Source organism: Paraburkholderia sp. CI2 (assembly GCF_014201055.1).
Taxonomy (GTDB): domain Bacteria; phylum Pseudomonadota; class Gammaproteobacteria; order Burkholderiales; family Burkholderiaceae; genus Paraburkholderia; species Paraburkholderia tuberum.
On sequence record NZ_JACHDL010000012.1, the window covers coordinates 114,611 to 134,055 of the forward strand.

Below are 19,445 nucleotides of genomic sequence, written 5' to 3' on the forward strand. Positions count from 1 at the left end.
ATGGAGCGTACCCCCATGTCCGTTCTTCTCCGTTCGCGTGGCGCATGGATCGCCGTTGCGCTCGTCGCGATGGCGGCGACGTTGCCGTGGTGGCTTTCGGGCTACATCCTCGGCGTGCTCACGGTTGCGTATTACTTCGGCGTGTTCGCCATGTCGTGGGACCTGTTGTTCGGCTTTGCCGGCGAGGTCAACTTCGGGCCGACGTTCCTGATCGGACTCGGCGCCTATTCGGCCGCGATCCTCGACGCCAGATGGGGTCTGCCCATACCCGTTTGCGTGCTCGCTGGCGGCGGCGTCGCGCTGGTGGGCGGCCTGCTGCTGGCGGTGCCCGCGCTGCGGTTGCGCGGTCCTTACTTCGGGCTGGTTACGCTCGTGGCCGTGCTGCTGCTGCAGAACGCCATCGTGATCTTTGCGGGCATAACTGGCGGCGAGATCGGCATGATGGTGCCGGACGTGATGTCGGTCGATGCGAACCATAACTACTGGATCGCGCTCGCGTTCCTGATCGTTTGCGCCGTCCTGCTGTTCGGCCTGTCGCGTTCGGCAGTCGGTCTGATCCTGCAGGCAAGCGGCCAGGACACGATCGGCGCGCAGGCGCTGGGTTTCAATGTCACGCGACACAAGCTCGTGGCCTTTTGCATCAGCGCCGTTTTCTCCGGCGTGGCCGGCGCGATGCTGGTGTTCTACCAGGGCACGGCCTCCGTGAGCACGGTGGTGGATCTCAGCGTGGGAGTACAGATCATCATCGCGGCCGTGCTCGGCGGACGCCGCACGATACTCGGCGCGGTGCTCGGCTCGATCTTCCTGATCGTCGCCGGCGAGTTTCTGCGCCCGCTCGGCCAGCTCAACACATTCGTCGTCGCAGCGGTCGCACTGGCGGCGCTGCTGTTCTTTCCAGACGGTCTGCTCGGCAATCTGCTGCGTGCGAGGGAGCGCCAATGAACGACACGCCGCTGCTCTCCGTACGCGGACTGACCAAGCGCTTCGGCGGTCTCGTCGCCGTCAAGGATATCGGCTTCGACATCCGGCCCGGCGAGATTCTTGGCCTGATCGGACCAAACGGCTCGGGCAAGTCCACCGTCATGAAGCTGATCATGGGCATCGAGCGGCCCAACGCGGGGTCGGTCAAGGTGAACGGCGTGGAGATGGCCGGCTGGGCGCCGCACCGGATCGCGCGCGCGGGCGTGGGCATCGTGTTCCAGCATTCGCGGCCGCTCCATCGGCAGACGGTGCTGGAACACATCAAGCTCGCGCTGCTTCCTGATTCGCTCGTCAAGCTGGCCGCCGAACCGCACGTGCACCAGCGCGCGCAGGAAATTGCCTCGCGTGTGGGCCTTGCCGCCGTCATGCATCGGCATCCCGCGACACTGCCATTTGCGGATCTGCGCCGCATGGAGATGGCCAAAGCGATTGCGCGCGACCCGCAGGTCGTGCTGGTGGACGAGCCGTTCGCGGGACTGACGGTGGCGGAATCGGAGGCGTTTTCCGAGCTGATTCGCGGCTTTCGCGCCGAAGGCCGCGCGGTGCTGCTGGTCGATCACAACGTCAAAAGTCTGTCCGCGCTCGCCGACCGCGTGCTCGCGATGTACCTTGGCGAGCATGTCGCCGAGGGCACCGCCGAACAAGTGATGCAGAACGAGACAGTTCGCCGGGTCTATCTGGGCAGCAAGCTGGAGTTGCGCCAGCGCACCGGAGCCGCGGGCATTGCCAGGCCCACGATCCTCGAGGTGACCGGTGTGCGTGTGCTTTACGACAAGGCGTGCGCACTCGACGACGTCAGTCTGCAGGTGCGCGAGGGCGAGTTCGTATCGGTTGTCGGTCTGAACGGCGCGGGCAAGACGACGCTTTTCAACGCGCTCTCGGGCCTCGTGCCGTACAAGGGGACGATTCGCTTCGACGGGCGCGATCTGCGCGGTAGCAGCGGAGCCGCGATCTCGCGCGCCGGCCTCGTGCAATGCCCGGAAACGCGCGAGCTATTCGGCGACATGACGGTACGCGAGAATCTCGAACTCGGCGGATATCATCTCGCCGATACGGTGCGCGCCGAACAGCTGTCGTGGCTGTTCGATCTCTTTCCGATCCTCAAATCGCGCCAGGGCCAAACCGCGCGCACGCTTTCCGGCGGCGAGCAGCAAATGCTCGCGATCGCGCGCGCGCTGATGACCCGGCCGAAGCTGCTGATTCTCGACGAACCGACATTGGGGCTCGCGCCCGTGATTCTCGAGCAATTGTCGAAAGCGCTGGATTCGCTGCAAAAGTCCACGCCCATTACCGTACTGCTGGGCGAGCAGAACGTCAGGTTTGCGCTGCCGCAGGCGGACCGTGTCTACGTGCTCGAACATGCACGCATCATCTGGGAGGGCAGCGCTTCGCGCTTCGAGGCTGAGATGGGGCGCGGCTTTCTCGAGGCGGTGGCTACCGGTGAGCCCGACGCCACGACCTCCGGCGACGCGCGCAGCTAAGGCCCGCAGCGGCAGGCGAGCCCGTAGCGCGGCATCAGGACAGGGACGCAAAGCGAAATCGACCCGCCGCCTTCGTCAACAGACCGGTCTGCTCGGTCAGCGACGCGGCCGCGGCGGCTGCCTGCTCGACCAGCGCGGCATTTTGCTGCGACATCTGGTCCATCTGCGTAATCGCCCGATTGACTTCCTCGATGCCATCGCTCTGTTCGGCCGAGGCCGTCGCGATGTCGCTCATGATCGACGTGACGCGGCTGACGGCCGTCTGTACTTCGCCCATGGTCTCACCGGCCCGACCGACCAGGCGCGAACCGTCCGCGACGCGGGCCGTCGAGGCGTCGATGAGCTCCTTGATTTCCTTCGCCGCGGTCGCTGAGCGCTGGGCGAGATTGCGCACCTCGCCAGCGACGACGGCAAAGCCACGTCCTTCCTCTCCGGCGCGAGCAGCCTCGACAGCCGCATTCAACGCAAGGATGTTGGTTTGAAAGGCGATGCCTTCGATCACGCCAATGATCTCGCCCATCCTCTTCGCACCGTCGTGAATGTCGCTCATCGCGGCGATGACCTGACGCACCACGTCCGCACCCGCACCGGCCGTCGCCTTCGTCGCGTCGGCCAGCTCGCGCGCTTCACGCGCGTGCGCGGCGTTCTCCGTGACGGCATTGGTGAGTTGCTCCATGCTCGCCGCCGTTTCCTCGATGGACGCCGCCTGCGTCTCGGTGCGCGCCGACAGGTCCGCGTTGCCGGCCGAGATCTGCTGGGTCGCGGATGCGATCGACTCGCTGCCGCGCGCGATCTGTTCGATCATCGTGCCGATGTCCTTCTGCATCTGCCCGACGCTTCTGACGAGGCGACCCATTTCGTCATCACTGTCGAAGCGCAATTGCTGCGACATGTCACCCTGAGCGAGTCGCTCGACATGGCGCACCGTCATATCGATCGGGCGCGCGATTGCGCGAAGCAGCGTGAAACCGCAGGTGACGCAGGTCAGAAGACCGACTGCGATCGCGATTCCGGTAATTGTCACGAGGGTGTCATACCGGTCCTGTGCCGTCTTGTAACGCCCATTGCCCTGCTCGTTGCGAAACTTGTCCAGAGCCGCGGTTTTCTGCGTGAGAGCCGCCGACAGCGGTGGCATCACGACCATCGCATCGTGGTCGGCGGCTTCATGGTCGCCACGGCTCATCGCGTCCATCATCGGCTCGAGTCCGCCATGCAGCATCGCTTCACGGGCGTCGGCCACGGCCTTCGACAAGGCCGCCTCGGCCTCGGAAACGGGCAGTGCGCGGTACTCTTTCCAGGCCTTGTCGGAGACCGCAAGATAGTTGCGCGCCTTATCGATGAGCGCGGCTCTGTCCGCTGCTTCCGGGTGCAGCAGCACGCGGTCGAGCGTGGTACGCACTATCGTCAGGTTCAGGTTGGACCTGCCGAGCGCGGTTGCGGCAGCCACGTCGTTGGTGTACGCCTGCGCAACGGCATGGTTTGAACCACGCATGCCGGCGATCCCCAGCACGCCGTTCACCGTCAGCAGGATCCCGAGCAAGGTGAGTGTGGCGAGAAGACGGAACTTGATGGTCAGTTTCATGCTGAATTCGGTGGAGTGAGATATCTCTGCATTAACGGCACCCACCCGGAAAAGTTCAGTTCTAGCGATGATTCGGCGAGCCGTCGAGAACCGCGGCGGCTTCGGTCGTCGGTGCCGGCGGGATCGCCGGTTGCGCGGCAGGACCAGGTGTGTGGAAGTGAGGCGTATGGTCGCGATCCAGCACCGCGCGCGCCAGCTTCCTGTCGAGTTGCCCCTCCCAGCGAGCGACGACGACGGTGGCAACGCCATTGCCGATCAGGTTCGTGACTGCGCGCGCCTCGTTGAGAAAGCGGTCCACGCCGAGCAGCAGCACGAGGCCTTCCACGGGAATCTTGTGCATCGAGGCGAGCGTCGCGGCCAGTGCGACGAATCCCGCCCCGGCCACACCCGCAGAGCCCTTCGACGTGAGCAGCAGTACGCCGAGCACGAGCAACTGGTCCCAGATGCTCAGGTGGACGTTCATCGCCTGGGCGATGAACAAGGCCGCCATCGTCAGATAAATCGCCGTTCCATCGGCATTGAACGTGTAGCCGGTGGGCAAGACCATGCCGACCACTGGGCGAGGGCAGCCCAGCGCCTCCATCTTGATCAGCATTTGCGGCAACACCGCTTCCGTCGACGCCGTGCCGAGCGTAATCAGAATCTCGTCCCTGATGTAGCGGAGAAACTTCCACAGCGATAGCCCGCACATTTTCATGACGAGGCCGAGCACGACGAACACGAAGAAGAACGAAGTCAGATACAGACAAAGCATCAACTCGCCGAACGATGCCAGGGTGCCGATGCCGTATTTGCCGATGGTGAAGGCCATGCCCCCGAACGCGCCGATCGGAGCAACGTACATGACGATTCGCACGACGCCGAACATTCCTTGAAGGAACATGTCGAGCATGTCGACGAATGGCGCGGCACGAGGGCCGAGCTTTGCCAGCGAGATGGCGAGCAGGACTGAAAAGAAAATGATGGGAAGCATCTCGCCTTTGGCGAATGCCCCGACGATGCTATTCGGAACGATGCTCATGAAGAAGTCGAGCATGCCGTGTTGCTGCGCCGCGTGCGTGTAGGTCGAAATCGCAGCGGCATCGATCTGCGAGGGATCGATGTTCATTCCGCTGCCGGGTTTGATGACATTGACGACCACCATTCCCGCTATGAGCGCAATGGTCGACGCCAGTTCAAAATACAGGAGGGCTTTCACGCCAACCCGGCCCGCTTGATGAAGGTCGTTCATGCGCGCAATCCCGACCACGACCGATGCAAAGATGATCGGTGCAAGCAGCATCCGGATCAGCTTGATGAACAGGTCGCCCAGCGGTTTCATCTGCGAGGCGAGCTCGGGGTAGAAGTGGCCGAGCAGGACACCGGCCACGATCCCGATGAGGACCTGAACGTACAGCTTGGAAAGTGCTCTTCTTACTTTCGATACTGGCATGTCTGTCTCCTGTGCACGGCGTCTTCAAAGGGAAAATGCGGCCCTCCCACGCAGCAGCGTGGAAAGGCCGCATTGAGCCGGCTTCGTTCCGTCTTTATATGAGCCATTCAACCGGGAATACTGGTCGGTGCCGTTGCGCGCGCGTCATTCAGCCAACTTGCGCATCTCGGCGATGAGGTCGGATTTGCCTTCGAAGCCGATGCCGGGCAGCTCCGGCATCGTGATATATCCGTTCTCGACGCGAACGCCGTCGGGGAAGCCGCCGTATGGCTGGAACAGGTCCGGGTACGATTCGTTGCCGCCAAGTCCGAGGCCCGCCGCGATGTTCAGCGACATCTGGTGCCCGCCGTGGGGAATACAACGGCTGCGCGACCAGCCATGCTGATGCAGCATGTCGAGCGTTCGCAGATATTCAACGAGGCCGTAGCTCAACGCGCAATCGAATTGCAGCCAGTCGCGATCGGGGCGCATGCCGCCGTAGCGGATCAGGTTGCGAGCATCCTGCATCGAGAACAGGTTTTCGCCAGTTGCCATCGGCTTGTCATAGTAGTTGCGCAGCGTCGCCTGCAACTCGAAGTCGAGCGGGTCGCCCGCCTCTTCGTACCAGAACAGGTCGTACTGCGACAGGGCCTTCGCATACCTGATCGCCGTATCGAGGTCGAAGCGGCCATTGGCATCGACCGCGAGCTTCTGGCCGTCCTGCAGCACGCTGAGGATCGAGTCGATGCGTCGCAGGTCTTCGTCGAGCGAGGCACCGCCGATTTTCTTCTTCACGACCGTGTAGCCCCGGTCGATGTAGCTGCGCATCTCATCCTTGAGCTTTTCGTGGTCCTGGCCCGGATAGTAGTAGCCGCCCGCCGCGTAGACGAAGATCTTGCGGTTGGCCTGGCCATTGCCGTACCGTTGCGCGAGGAGCTGAAACAGCGGTTTGCCCGCGATTTTCGCCACCGCGTCCCAGACGGCCATGTCGATCGTGCCGATGGCGACGGACCGCTCACCGTGGCCACCGGGCTTCTCGTTGATGAACATCGTCGCCCAGATCTTGTGGGGATCGAGATTGTCGCCGGAGTCGTCGACCAGCGAGGCAGGGGCGGCCTCGAGCAGGCGCGGGATGAAGCGCTCGCGCATCAGCTTGCCCTGGCCGTAACGGCCGTTCGAGTTGAAGCCGTAGCCGATCACCGGCTTGCCGTCGCGAATGACGTCCGTGACGACCGCGACGAGACTCGAGGTCATTTTGCTGAAGTCGATGTAGGCGTTCCGGATCGGGGAACTGATCGGAACGGTTTTTTCGCGGATTTCAACGATTCTCACGCCACTGTCTCCAGAGATTTGAACAGTTATTGAGCCACACCGGCTTCAATGTGTTGCATAGCTTAGCCGCGAAAGAGCTTGCTAGAATTCACTTACGTTCATTACATATTTCACCAAAAGTGAGTACTGCTCCCGCATCCGACTTTGAGTTCTTCATTCTCCTGGCGAAACTCAGGAGCATGTCCGGCGCCGCCCGGGCGCTCGATCTGAGTCCGCCAGCGGCGACCAAGCGGCTGGGGATCATCGAGCAGCGGCTCGGCGCGCGTCTGGTCAACCGGACCACGCGCAGCGTCAGCCTGACACCCGAGGGCGAGACCTATCTGCGCTACGCGTCCCAGATCGTCGGGCAGGTCCGCGAGATGGAGGAGGCCATATCCGGCGCCAGACGCGATCCGCATGGGCCGTTGCGCATCAACGCGACGCTCGGTTTTGGCAGGACGACCATCGCGCCGCTCGTCTCCGACTTTGCAAAGCGTTTTCCGAATGTCGAAGTTCAGTTCGAGGTGACAGACCGGCCGGTCGATCTCGTCGAAGGGGCCTTCGACATGGCGATACGGTTCGGCGAGCTACCCGACAGTCGCCTGAGCGCGAGGCGCATCATGAGCAATCGCCGCTTTCTTTGCGCGTCCCCGAAATATCTGGAACGTTCTGGAACGCCCGAGCGGGTGGAGGACCTGCACCAGCATCGCTGCATCATTCATCGGCAGAACGATGACGCTTATGGCGTGTGGCGCTACATCGTGAACGACCACATCGAGGCGATCAAGGTGAAAGGCGCGCTATCGAGCAATGACGGCGACATTGTCCTTCGGTGGGCGCTCGACGGTCATGGGATTCTGATTCGCTCTGAATGGGATCTGGCCAAGTATGTACAGAGCGGGCGCCTTAAGCTGGTGCTGCCGAATACCGTGCTGCCGTCCGCGGACCTGTTCGTCTATTACCCCAGGCAGCGCAATCAGACCGCGCGGGCGCGCGCCTTCATCGACTTCCTCGTCGATCATTTTCACGCACCGTTCACACCGGTCGACGCCACCGTCGAAGTTCCGGAAAGGAAGAAGAGGGTCTCGCGAAAGTGACGTTCATGTCGCGAGGACAGCGCTCGTGAAAGACCGCCGCAAGAATGGTGACCATTACTGGGTATGCGCGAACGTCACACCGGTGATTGAAGGCGGCAAGACCGTCGGCTATCTGAGCGTTCGTACCAAGCCTTCGCGAGACGAAGTGAAGCTTGCCGAGTCGACCTACGCACAGATGCGTGAGTCGTCGCTTACGGTCGCTCGATGATCGTTCCCTTTCGGGGCGGACCGCCCGGATCGTAGTGGAGGTCTAGCGCATCACCGCCGGTTTTTTCCAGCGGCTCGATCTTTGCAGTCAACCTAGTTCGAATGAACTCACCCCGAACACGCGTTGCACGGGAATGGCGGGCGGGGTGCGAGTGTACATTCGCGCCGTTTCGAACGCGCTAACCATGCCGTAGCGTTCAGCGAGCGCTACGGCTGCCGCGTTGACCTCCGGCACGTCGAACGCGATGACTTCGCCTGCGACGCTCGCGACCAGTCCGTCGAACAGATCGTTGGCGATCCGTGCGTCGTCGGCAAAGAGCGGACCGATCTTGTAGCCGGTCCCGCAACGGCGCAGCACGCCGTACCCCCTTATCTGAGCGTTGCGCACATCCGCCAGGGCCAGCGCCTGTGGTTGCGCGATCCAGTCCGCCAGGAAGCGGGGACGGGCGGTCGAAAAACATGCGCTGTCGTAGGCAACCAGTTGCGCGAAGGGTACCTCCCGCGCGTTCGTCAGGTTTGGCGTCGACGCCGCTTGCACGACGCCCTGGAAGCGGATGTTGCGATAGGCGAGCTGGAAACCGGATTTTTGATAGTTCTGCTGCTGGGCAACGACACCATCGAGGCCGATCGTACGATCTCCCAGATAGCGCATCGCGTGCTGCCAGGTGCGCAGACCGAAACCCCTGGCGCGAAACGCCGGCTTGACGATGTAAAGGCCGATGAAACCGAAGCGCTCATCGTAGGCGATTGCCGAGATACATGCCACCGGCTCCCCGCGCCAGGTACCGACGAAAAAGCCATTGGGGTCTGCATTCCAGAAGCACCTCGCGTCGTCGAGGCCCGGATTCCACCCCTCTGCCGCAGCCCATTCGACCGCCAGATCGACCTCGCGGAACGCCATGTTGCGCACAAGGAAATCGTCACGATCATCCATGATCAAATGCATCAACGTGATTGGCTACAACGTCTACGCAGGTGTGAATACGACAGCGCCATGCTCGGCAACTTGCGCGAAGGTCCGAGCGAAGCGGTAGGCCTGTCCTTCAATGACCAACTGGTTGAATCCTGACCGCGTGGTCTCCAGAAGCGCGTGGACCAGCTTGTTCGGAATGGCCGCGCAGCTTATCCAGTCCGCGTCTGGCTCGCCAGGATCACCAAGGTAGACTTCGCTATTTTCGCCTTGAGAGAGCACCAAAATCAGGCTCTTTCCTTTGTCTAGCGAAAGCTCCAGGTACTCTGAAAGCGTAGATACCGCCTCGGTCGCTACATCGAGCGGGTCGCGAGAGGAAGAGTTCATAAGTGGCCTTTGTGGGTCGGGCGTGGGGTCCAAATAGGTAACACGACATGGCACACCTGGAAGACGATCAGACCGGCAACTGGCCGGGCGCACCATCCAGAATGCGAAGCTTGTCGTCGATGTCGGGAAGCTGATGGCCAGCCGCGCGAAGCTCGTTGACAAGCCGATGCGCAGTTGCGCAACACTGCGCAAGCGTCTCATGCAGTCGCGGTTCGCCCCGCAGACCGGTCACCACCTTTTCCAGCTCGGAAGGGGGCTCGCTTAGCAGGGCGGGAACCACCTCTTCCGGCGGGATCAGCGACCCGTGGCTCAAAAGCTGGGCCGTCCACTCGCATCCATACAGCAGCGTTCGTCGCTCAGCCCGTTTCGCTTCTTCCTGCTCCAGAGTCGCGAGACTGTGCCGGTTCTTGTGAATCGAAGCGCGCCAGGTCGCAAGTATGTCGGCGCGCAACGCTGCAATTGCATTGCCGAGCGACGTGCTCTGTCCGCCAACGACGAGCCGGCGTTCGTCGAGCCTGTCGACGTGGTCCCGGTATCCTTCGAGGAAGGGCTGCCAGTTCAAGGGCAATTCGGTCGTCTCGGAGAACGACCGGCTAGTCTCATTGAGCTCGGTCCTGATGTCCTCGATGGCCCGAGCGTCGGCGAGCCGTGCCTCATAGACCTCGTGAGCCGTCACCATCTGGCGATGAAGGGCGAAAAGGGGATTCTTGTGGCGGCGTTGCAGGTGTCGCTCGGCGGCGCCGGGATGAGCGCTCCATCTCCAGTTGGGCAGCGATTTCGCGTCGAAGTCGACCGCGTCTATCATGGGCCGGAATACCGCCAGCCCCTCTTCGGTTGCATGCTCAAAACAGTCGGCCAGTTTGAAGTCGTTGCCTTGCAGGTCGGTGCCTTCGTTCCCGGCGTAAGGCGAGTCCGGTGCGAGCCTGAGGAAGGCGGTAGCGAGGAAAAACTCCATGGGTAGCTCGACGGACAGACCCTCCAGTCGGAAGGTGCGCTGTTGAGCGGAAAGGTCCTCGACAGAATGCGCGAGGCGGTTTTCGAGGTCGAGGAGCGAGTCGATCTTGTCGCCGGACGACGGTTGCATCGCGTCGGCGAGCAGGCACAAAGACTCGCGCACCATTTTTGCCGCGATCGTGCCGTGCTTCTCGGCAAAAAGCCACAACCAGAGGGCAAGCTGATACCCCCGGACTCCGTTTCGCGCGAGCGTTTCGACTTCGGGCGCAAAAGTAATTCCAGGCGCGGCCCAGTTCGCAAACGGCGGCGAGTCGCTGCCCAGATACATATCCAGAAGCTGCTTCAACGACTCATGCGTGCCGCTCGGCCAGCTTCGCGTCTCGTCGTACCGCTTCTCGGTCTTCCAAAGTTTCCAGGCCATCGTGAACCTCGCAAGAGTGTGCGGGATGCGGCTTGGTGAAGATACTTGCACACTCGGTCGGGGGCGTAAACCGGCGGTTGACCTTGTTGACCCGGAGAGGTCGCCGCGCTGCGATGGGGGTTTAAAGCGGGTCAAAACGCTATGAGGATGAATCGGCTTTTGGTCGATCAGTGCCGCCATAAGCCAGGCTTTCTCTGCCTGCTCGATCCTGGACTGGCGCGACCCGGAAGCGGTGTCAGGGCGCATTCGAATCCCGCGGCTCGTGGTCGGTCGAGGTTTCGCTCACGCGCGGTTAGTACTAGGCTAGAAGCCGGATCGACGAAGACCGGCTGACGCGCGAACCATCCACGGTCGCGTTGGCCCGTGTTCGACGTGTTTTCATCGGCGTGTTGCCGCAATGGAGCGAGGTCCACCATGCAATTGTCCGCCGTCAAGGTCGTCAAGCCCGAAGCGACCAACTTCATTCTCGGGCAAAGCCACTTCATCAAATCTGTCGAGGATATTCACTAAGCGATGGTCGGCACGGTGCCCGGCATCAAGTTCGGTCTCGCGTTTTGCGAGGCTTCCGGCAAGCGCCTCGTGCGGCGCTCCGGCACCGACGAAAGCCTTGTCGAGATGGCATGCCAGAACGCAACCAACGTCGGCGCGGGCCATAGCTTCTTCGTGTTTCTGGGCGACGGCTTTTTCCCCGTCAACGTGCTGAACACGATCAAGGCCGTGCCGGAGGTCTGCCGCATCTTCTGCGCAACGGCGAATCCCGTCGAAGTGCTGATCGCTGAAACAGATCAGGGGCGAGGCATCGTCGGCGTGATCGATGGTTTTTCGCCGGTCGGCACGGAAAGCGCGGAGGACATTCAATGGCGCAAGGATCTTTTGCGCACGATAGGCTACAAGCTGTAGCGGCTGCGCGTTCACCCGCTTCACGCGCGCCGCCACGCCTGCCGACATGCTATGGAACGACAACGACGCCTGATTCCGGGCACGCTATGGCCCGCCATTGTGCGACAGACCGGACATGCGCTGAGCTGCGGCGCGCTGCGACCGATCGACACGCAACAGTCCGTGATCGACAGCGGCGGCATCCGCTTTCTCGTGCGTCAGGTGTCGAGCCTGACGCGCAAGGAACAGCAACGCGAGCAAGCGCGAAAGCTGCAGACGGCAAAGCACCCTCAGGCGAACCCATTTCTTCCCTATGAGCCGGATCTGTTCGTCGCCGACATCTCCGATACTCACCTCGCGTTGCTGAACAAGTTCAACGTGATCGATCATCATCTGCTGATCGTCACGCGCGAATTCGAACGGCAGGAAGCGCTGCTCGATCTTGCCGATTTCGAAGCGCTGCTCGCGTGCATGGCCGAATTCGACGGCATCGGCTTTTACAACGCCGGCACGCAGGCGGGCGCGAGCCAGCCGCACAAGCACCTGCAGATCGTGCCGCTGCCGCTCGGGGAAGCCGATCCGTCCGTGCCTGTCGAGCCCTTGCTCGGTGCGGAGAACGGCTTGCCGGATCTGCCGTTTCGGCATGCGTTCGCACGCTTTCACGCCGATGATCTGGCTCGCGCGGATGCGCCGAAGCTGGCGCTTTCACGCTATCGCGCGCTGCTCGACGCGGCGGATATCGGCGCGCTCGAAATCGACCGTGCCGGCTGTCATGCGACGCCCTACAACCTGCTGGTCACGCGGCGCTGGATGTTGCTCGTGCCGAGATCGCAAGAGCGAGTCGAAGGCGTGTCGGTCAACGCGCTCGGCTTTGCGGGTTCGCTGTTCGTGCGCGATGCGGCTCAACTGGATGTGATCGAAAGGCTCGGCCCGATGACGGTATTGGAACGCGTCGCGCTACCTGCGAATACATAGCGGCCGCGCAACCCGATCGCGCAGCAGTCTCACGCGACGAACTCAAGCGCCGTCCGACTGCAAATACCTGTGCGCGAAAGCAATCGCCATGCTGCCCTCGCCGACGGCCGAAGCGACGCGCTTCACAGGACTCAGTCTCACGTCTCCGCACGCGAACACGCCAGCCACGCTGGATTCGAGCAGAGAAGGATCGCGCTGATGCGACCAGAGTCCGGCCTTGACGACGTCATCGCCGGTCAGAACGTAGCCGCGCACATCGCGCGCGATTTCGGGCGGCAGCCACTCCGTCTGCGCATCCGCTCCGATGAAGACGAACAGACCGCCGCAGTCGTGTCGGCTCACTGCGTCGCTCGTCGAGTCGCGAACGCTGATGGCCGTCAGATGCGTATCGCCATGCGCGCCGACGACTTCGGAGCGCAGCCGCACCGCGACATTCGATTTGCCCGCTAGCTGTTCGACGAGATAGCGCGACATGCCCTTTTCGAGCGAATCGCCGCGCACGACGAGCGTCACGCTGCGCGCATGATTGGCGAAGAACAACGCCGCCTGGCCGGCCGAATTGCCGCCGCCGATCAGATGGACATCGAGGCCGTGCGTCGCGCTCGCTTCGCTGCGCGCCGCGCCGTAGTAAATCCCCTTGCCGATAAAGCGGTCGAAGCCGTCGATCGCAAGCCGCCGCCACGTGACGCCCGTCGCGAGAATGATGGTTCGAGCGTGCACGGCGTCGCCGCCATCGAGATGAATCCGCCGCGCCTGCACATCGATGCGCTCGACCGAGCGCGTCACGAGGATCTCCGCGCCGAGCCGCCGTGCCTGTTGCAGCGCGCGGCTCGCGAGTTCGTCGCCGGAAACACCATTGGGAAAGCCGAGATAATTTTCGATGCGCGAGGACGTGCCCGCCTGTCCGCCCGGCGCCTCGCGCTCGAGCACCAGCGTGCGCAGACCTTCCGACGCGCCGTATACCGCGGCAGCCAGCCCCGCGGGGCCGCCGCCGATGATCGCCGTGTCGTATCCGGCCAGACGCGGCTGCGTCTGGAGGCCGAGCAGTCCCGCAAGCTCGCGGGTCGCGGGCCGTCTCAGCACCGTGCCGTCGACGAGGCGCAACGTGGGGCACTCGCCTTCCGTCGGACACGTGCCAGGCCAGCGCGCGGCCAATTCGGGCGCATCCGGCGCCAGCCAGTCGACGCTGATCTGATTGCGCGCGAGGAACTGACGCAGCAGCGTGCACGCATTGTCCCAACGGTTGCCGACGATCGTCACACGCGCCTTCGGCGGCTCGGCGGAAAGGCTTTGCAGCCCGCCGATGCGTTCGCGCGCGAGCGCGCCCATCTTGAACGCCACGTCGGGCGACGCCGCCGCGAGCGCATAGTATTGCGGCGCGTCGACCCGCATCACGCGCGAAGGCTCGGCCGCTCGATACGCGCCCGGAAACGGTGAGCTCAGCGCGAGCGGCACTTCGCCGAAGATCGTGCCGGGCAGACGCCAGCCCAAGCTTCGCTCGATGCCGTCGAACGTCTTGATGACTTCCATCTTGCCCGACAGCACGGCGTATAACGCGCGCTCGCCGCCTTCATGGACCGCGAACTCGCCCGCGCATAGATGCAGGTCGGCGCACGCGTGCACGAGGATTTCCAGTTCGCTATCGGGGAGGGTCGAGAACAGCGGCACGGCGCGGACGTCGTCGATCGTCAGCATGGCTTGGTTTTCCGTTCTGTCGGGCAGATGACGCAACGCGCGGTCCACCGGGTTTCAGGGGCGTCATGTCGGACGATTGGACTCGTGCAAACGGATGTGCAGACAAGGCGCGAAGTCAGCAACCGCACCGACCCAGTATAGGATTTTCAGATCGCGATGCAGACGATCGAGCCCTGGGTGCGCTTCTGAAAGACCTAAGATGGATGAGCGGCCGCGATATGGATGCCGTATTTCGTCGCTGCCATGCAACCAGTACCAGGCGATCAGCGTGGAGGTGCGCAATGGTGTTGCGATGGGTGCGAATGATATGTCTGGCGACGTACGTGTGTGCCAGCGCGCAAGGATGTCTGGCCGCGGATTCGTCGGCAGCGCTCGCGGCTCCTGTCGCGCCGCCGGTCGTCTATGTCTCCGATTTCGATCTCGACGCCGCGAACATCGCCCCTGACAGCGGGCCAGGCCACCGCGCGCGAGGCATCCTGGGCAATCTCGTGCCTGAGGGCCCGCTGCGTCAGCAGCAAGATCCGCAGGCGCGTGCGCGAGACATGGTTGCGCTGATGGCGCAATCTCTGACGGACGATCTGAAGAAGGCCGGAGTAGACGCGCGCCGCGTCACGCCGGGTGAACCGCTGCCCCACGACGGCTGGCAGGTGCGCGGCGTTTTTCTCAGTGTCGATGAGGGTAATCGGCTGCGTCGCGCGATGGTGGGTATGGGCGCGGGCCAAAGCCAGTTTCAGGTCGCGGTTTCCTGCGATAACCTGGCTACGCCGGAGTTACCGCCGCTCTATGAAACTGTTGAAGAGGGGGCGAGCAGGGATATGCCGGGCGCCGTGATCAAGCTCAACCCGTACGTGATCGCCGCGAAGGTCGTTCTGTCCGGCCGCGATGAAAAAACGGCGGTCAGGAAAAGCGCGGAGCAGATCGCTGACGAACTCGCGCGACGGCTTCAGACGGGTGCAAGGGAGGCCGGCAGCGCAGCCCCCGCCCGATAGGCGGCCGAAGCCGCCCGCTCAGCAGCCCGTCTGCTTGACGCGCTCGACCGCGAGGCCGAACACCGGACGCAGCTTCGTGCCGACCACGTTGCCGAAAAATGCCGAGACGAGCCACAGCCAGCCGTGCAGGCTGCCCGACACGATGCCGCTGAAGTACGCGCCGATATTGCAGCCGTACGCGAGGCGCGCGCCGTAGCCGAGAATCAGTCCGCCGATGATTGCCGCGATCAGCGAGCGCAGCGGCAGACGCCACACCGGCGCATAGCGGCCGGCCAGCGAAGCGGCAACCATCGCGCCGATCACGATGCCGATGTCCATGACCGACTTCACGTCGTGGCTGATCGGTGCGGCAAGGGCGGCCGCGTTCGGGCCGGTGCTCCACACATGCCAGCTCGCGACGTCGACGCCCATCGCGGAGAACGCCTTCGCGCCCCACAGCGCGAACGCCGACGTGACGCCCCACGGATGGCCCGACAGCGCGAGCGTCGCGAAGTTGAGGATCGCGAGCACGACGCCGCCGGTGAGGAGCGGCCACGGGCCATGCAGCCACGGCGATGGGTTCGGGGCGCGATCCACGCCGCTGACGAGACGGCCGTGACGGCGCTTTTCGATCAGCACGCTCAGCGCCGCGATGGCCGCGAACACCACGAGGTTCAGCGCGATCGCCGGGCCGACGCCGAGCGTCTGCACGAGCGAGATCGGCGGCAGATGCGGCAGCGCGGACCAGAACGGCATGTGCGCGGTGCCGATCACCGAGCCGATGATGAACGCGATCAGCGTGACCACCATCCGCGTGCTGCCGCCGCCGACCGTATACAGCGTGCCGGAGGCGCAGCCGCCGCCGAGCTGCATGCCGATGCCGAACATGAACGCGCCGATCAGGACCGACGTGCCGACGGGCGACACTTCGCCGACGACCGGATGACCGAATAGCGTGCCGGCGGAAAGCGCGGGGAAGAACAGCAGCACGCCGATCGCGAGCATCAGCATCTGCGCGCGCAGGCCGGCGCCGCGGCCGTCGGCGATGAACACGCGCCATGCGGACGTGAAGCCGAACGCGGCGTGATAGAGCGTGACGCCGAGCAGCGCGCCGAGGACGTACAGCGCGGCCTGTTTCACGCTGACGGTCTGCGCGAGATAGATCGCGCCGAGCACGACCAGCGCGAGCGCGACGGCGAGCGGCTTCGGATTGATGTTGACGAGACGGCGGGGCGCGCCGAACGGCGTGGAGAGATCGGACATGGTGAGCGGGGCGGGCACGCTTGTCGCGCGAGGGCGGCACGCCTATGAAACGGCGGTCGCTGCGCGGGAGGAGGGCCGCGAATAGTCGTTTTTGGGAAAGCTCGCGAGTATACCGAAATGTCGCGTTGCGGCTGTTGCCCAGCAAGGTTCGCGCTGCCCGATGGCAACTCCGGGCGCGCACGGTGCCGCCAGGCTGCGAGGCCCGCCGCACGGGGGCTTGACGGTGGTCGGCCGCGCTTGAAACCAGTGACTTAATAACCTCCCGTAATAACGGTATTTCAAACTGGCATTGAAATCGTTATCAAGATGGAAGGCGACGGTAATCCCGTCCCGGTCGCGCAACAACATTTCGGGCCGAAATATCGACCAAATCAGCCACGGTCGTTAAGTGGCGACGAGGCGAACTGCTAATCTTCATACGCGGCGACTCACGCGTTTCCGGTCGGCTCCACGGGTCGTTGGCAACCGTTTCGCGCGAGCGTGGAAGGGGGATGTATGAGCACTCGAAGGCCATCTCTGCTGCGGCAACGTCCATCGCAACGCCGTCGTGCAAGCGTGCGAATTTCATTTGCCATCGCCAGTTCGCTGACCGGACTTTCCACGACGCACGTCGCGTGCGCGGCCGGTACCCTGCCGCAAGGCGGGCATTTCGTCGCCGGCTCGGGAAGCATCACTCAGAACGATGCCGGCATGAGCATCACGCAAGCGGGCGCGCGCGGCATCATCGAATGGAACAGTTTTTCGATCGGATCGTGCCGCACGGTGTCGATCAACAACGGCACGGGCGCGACACTCAATCGCGTGACGGGTAACGATGTGTCGGCGATCTACGGCACGCTGAAGGGCACCGGCAGCATCTACCTCGTCAATCCGCATGGCGTGCTCATTGGGCCAGGCGGCGTGGTGTCGACGGGAGGGCGTTTCGTCGCGTCGACGCTCGACGTCCCCAACGATGTCTTTCTCAACCCGCCCGTGTTCGGTGGCTCGGCTTACACAGGCAGTTCCACGGCGGATGTAGTCAATCTCGGCAAGATCAGTTCGTCGGGTGGGGACGTGTTCCTGATATCGGCCAGCAAGGTCACGAACGCAGGGACGATCGATGCGCCGAACGGCAATGCCGAACTCGTCGCAGGCCGTCAGGTCCGGCTCTTCGACGGCAACTTTCAACAAGTCTTCGTGGACATGGGAAGCGGCGGCACGGTGACGAACTCAGGCACGGTACGGGCGGCGATCATCAACGTGCAGGCGGCCGACGGCAATATCTTCGCGCTCGCGGGTCATTCGGGCGCCCTGCGCGCCACCGGCACCGCGACGCGCGACGGCCACGTCTGGCTCGTCGCGAACACCACCGTCAACGGGGTCGTCGTCAACTCCGGCAACGTCGATGCGCGCGGGGCGCAAATCAGCGCGCGTAACGCGGACGGCAGCGGCGGCACGCTCGACATGTCCGGCAAGGACGTCAAGGTCGGCGGCGCGGATGTGCGGGCGAAAGCATGGAACATCACCACTGGGGACTTCACCGCGGACGTCCCCACCGCCAACACGCTCGGCGCAAGTCTGAGCAACGGCGCGTCCATCTCCGTGCTCGCGAACGGCGCGGACGGCAAGCTCGGGGCGACCGGCGAGGGAGACATCGCGATCGAAGCGAGCGTGCGCTGGCACGGAGCCTCCTCCCTGACGCTCGACGCGGCGCACTCGCTGACGATCGCACCGCAGGCGACCATCGCCAATAGGGGCACAGGCTCGCTCACGCTGTCCGCCGACACCTATGGTTTCGACAACGGCGGCAGTCTGACCAACCAGGGCACGATCGACTGGTCGCGAAGCATGGGCATCGTCAGCGGCCTGTACGACATGAACGGCAGCTACACGCCCGGCACGGTGTACACCAACGTATCGTGGCACCCCGCGCCGTTTACTGGGCTCGTCACGCAGTTCACGGCCTATCAGCTCGTCAACTCCATGACGGACCTGAGCGCGGTGAATAACAACCTCTCCGGCAACTATGCGTTGGGCAGCAGGGGGCTGGAATTCGCGGGTGCGCCGGAGTTCGGAGGCATCGGCACCGCCGCGAATCCGTTCACCGGTCAGTTCGACGGCATGGGGCATCTCCCCGCGGATCTGCGTCTCTCAAGCGCGGCCGATACCGGACTCTTCGGCGTGATCGGCAAGAGCGGCGTCGTGCGCAATTTCACGCTCGCGGACGGCACCGCGACGTCCTCGGGAGAAACGGTCGGCTTGCTGGCCGGCATCAACTACGGATACATGGTGAACGTCGGCGCAACGGGCGCCATCGGTGCCCCGGGCAACACGAGCACAGTGGCCGGCGGTCTGGTCGGCGAGAACTTTGGGCGCATCGAGCGCTCGTGGGCGGGCGTGAACATCATCGGCGTGGGCCAGATCGGTGGGCTGGTCGGGCTCAACGATGGCCGCATCGATCAGTCTTTCGCGATCGCCCCCGCATCGGGCGGTGCGCAAAGCACGGTCGGCGGACTCGTCGGCACGAACCATGGCGTCATCGGCCGATCGTACGCCTACGAATTCCTGAACGGCGGCGCGACTGTCGGCGGACTTGTCGGCATCAATACGGGCTTCATCCGCGAGTCGTATGCCGCGTCCAGACTCACGGCGGGCGCGAACTCGACGGAGGGCGGTATCGCGGGCACGAACAGCGGCCGGATCGCGGCGAACGTGTTCTGGAACAGCCAATCGTCGGGGGCGGCGGCGGGTGTCGGTTCGGGCACGGCGGTGGCCAGTTCGAGCGGACTCACGGACACCCAGTTGCTCGAGCCGGCGAGCTTCGGTCCGACGTGGGATTTCAGCGCGAACGGCACGTGGGTCGCGGGATATCCGGGGCCTCAGTTGGGCTGGCTGGCAGGGCACTGACATCGAGGGTCCGACAGAACCCGGCGCGGGCACACTC

Annotated in this window: 14 protein-coding genes and 2 pseudogenes; 8 read left to right on the plus strand and 8 right to left on the minus strand. The window is 63.7% G+C overall.

All coding sequences use genetic code 11. The features are described from left to right. Positions 1-15 precede the first annotated feature (15 nt). Entirely contained in the window at positions 16-942 is a 927-nt protein-coding gene (locus tag HDG32_RS18350) for a branched-chain amino acid ABC transporter permease (protein ID WP_184069611.1), read from the plus strand. Next, positions 939-2,462 carry an ATP-binding cassette domain-containing protein gene (locus HDG32_RS18355; RefSeq protein ID WP_184069613.1) on the plus strand — a complete coding sequence of 508 codons (1,524 nt, stop codon included), beginning with the start codon at positions 939-941 and terminating at the stop codon, positions 2,460-2,462. Before HDG32_RS18350 ends, HDG32_RS18355 begins: the two co-directional genes overlap by 4 nt. A gap of 34 nt (positions 2,463-2,496) precedes the next feature. On the opposite strand, the gene HDG32_RS18360 is transcribed toward HDG32_RS18355, so the two are convergent. The 3 genes from HDG32_RS18360 to HDG32_RS18370 all read right to left on the minus strand — a co-directional run bounded on the left by HDG32_RS18360 (position 2,497) and on the right by HDG32_RS18370 (position 6,787). After that, complete coding sequence (locus HDG32_RS18360) at positions 2,497-4,044, minus strand: methyl-accepting chemotaxis protein (RefSeq protein WP_184069719.1); 1,548 nt, start codon at positions 4,042-4,044, stop codon at positions 2,497-2,499. 61 nt (positions 4,045-4,105) lie between these two features. After that, entirely contained in the window at positions 4,106-5,476 is a 1,371-nt protein-coding gene (locus tag HDG32_RS18365) for a dicarboxylate/amino acid:cation symporter (protein ID WP_184069615.1), read from the minus strand. Between the two features lie 144 nt (positions 5,477-5,620). Beyond that, positions 5,621-6,787, minus strand: a complete 1,167-nt coding sequence (locus tag HDG32_RS18370; protein WP_184069617.1) for a mandelate racemase/muconate lactonizing enzyme family protein — start codon at positions 6,785-6,787, stop codon at positions 5,621-5,623. 179 nt (positions 6,788-6,966) lie between these two features. Here HDG32_RS18370 and HDG32_RS18375 point away from each other — a divergent pair, with 179 nt between their 5' ends. Both HDG32_RS18375 and HDG32_RS18380 read left to right on the plus strand, forming a co-directional pair. After that, positions 6,967-7,863 carry a LysR substrate-binding domain-containing protein gene (locus HDG32_RS18375; protein WP_409340040.1) on the plus strand — a complete coding sequence of 299 codons (897 nt, stop codon included), beginning with the start codon at positions 6,967-6,969 and terminating at the stop codon, positions 7,861-7,863. 16 nt (positions 7,864-7,879) lie between these two features. Beyond that, positions 7,880-8,044: pseudogene (locus HDG32_RS18380) on the plus strand (chemotaxis protein); the annotation flags it as partial. A 114-nt stretch (positions 8,045-8,158) separates the two neighbouring features. On the opposite strand, the gene HDG32_RS18385 reads toward HDG32_RS18380, so the two are convergent. The 3 genes from HDG32_RS18385 to HDG32_RS18395 form a co-directional block, all read right to left on the minus strand. Next, a complete protein-coding gene (locus tag HDG32_RS18385) occupies positions 8,159-9,004 on the minus strand; it encodes a GNAT family N-acetyltransferase (RefSeq protein ID WP_184069723.1) in 846 nt (281 codons plus the stop codon). A gap of 33 nt (positions 9,005-9,037) precedes the next feature. Then, positions 9,038-9,367: a hypothetical protein gene (locus HDG32_RS18390; RefSeq protein ID WP_184069619.1), complete on the minus strand. Its 330-nt coding sequence runs from the start codon at positions 9,365-9,367 to the stop codon at positions 9,038-9,040. Positions 9,368-9,434: 67 nt separating this feature from the next. After that, a complete protein-coding gene (locus HDG32_RS18395) occupies positions 9,435-10,742 on the minus strand; it encodes a tryptophan leader peptide (protein ID WP_184069621.1) in 1,308 nt (435 codons plus the stop codon). A 414-nt stretch (positions 10,743-11,156) separates the two neighbouring features. On the opposite strand from HDG32_RS18395, the pseudogene HDG32_RS18400 reads away from it, so the two are divergent. Both HDG32_RS18400 and HDG32_RS18405 read left to right on the plus strand, forming a co-directional pair. Next, a pseudogene (locus HDG32_RS18400) lies at positions 11,157-11,642 on the plus strand (adenosine-specific kinase). A gap of 51 nt (positions 11,643-11,693) precedes the next feature. After that, positions 11,694-12,596 (plus strand): DUF4922 domain-containing protein, encoded by a 903-nt coding sequence (locus tag HDG32_RS18405; protein WP_184069623.1) that lies wholly within the window; start codon positions 11,694-11,696, stop codon positions 12,594-12,596. Between the two features lie 42 nt (positions 12,597-12,638). Here the strand turns inward: HDG32_RS18405 and HDG32_RS18410 are convergent, their stop codons facing one another. Then, entirely contained in the window at positions 12,639-14,291 is a 1,653-nt protein-coding gene (locus tag HDG32_RS18410; protein ID WP_184069626.1) for a cyclic nucleotide-binding domain-containing thioredoxin-disulfide reductase, read from the minus strand. A 203-nt stretch (positions 14,292-14,494) separates the two neighbouring features. Between HDG32_RS18410 and HDG32_RS18415 the strand changes: the two genes are divergently transcribed. Continuing rightward, positions 14,495-15,280: a DUF4410 domain-containing protein gene (locus HDG32_RS18415; RefSeq protein ID WP_260336513.1), complete on the plus strand. Its 786-nt coding sequence runs from the start codon at positions 14,495-14,497 to the stop codon at positions 15,278-15,280. 18 nt (positions 15,281-15,298) lie between these two features. Here HDG32_RS18415 and HDG32_RS18420 read toward each other — a convergent pair whose 3' ends face one another. Further along, positions 15,299-16,522: a YeeE/YedE family protein gene (locus HDG32_RS18420; protein ID WP_184069628.1), complete on the minus strand. Its 1,224-nt coding sequence runs from the start codon at positions 16,520-16,522 to the stop codon at positions 15,299-15,301. Between the two features lie 555 nt (positions 16,523-17,077). On the opposite strand from HDG32_RS18420, the gene HDG32_RS18425 reads away from it, so the two are divergent. After that, positions 17,078-19,408 carry a filamentous hemagglutinin N-terminal domain-containing protein gene (locus tag HDG32_RS18425; protein WP_184069630.1) on the plus strand — a complete coding sequence of 777 codons (2,331 nt, stop codon included), beginning with the start codon at positions 17,078-17,080 and terminating at the stop codon, positions 19,406-19,408. The last annotated feature ends 37 nt before the right edge of the window (positions 19,409-19,445 follow it).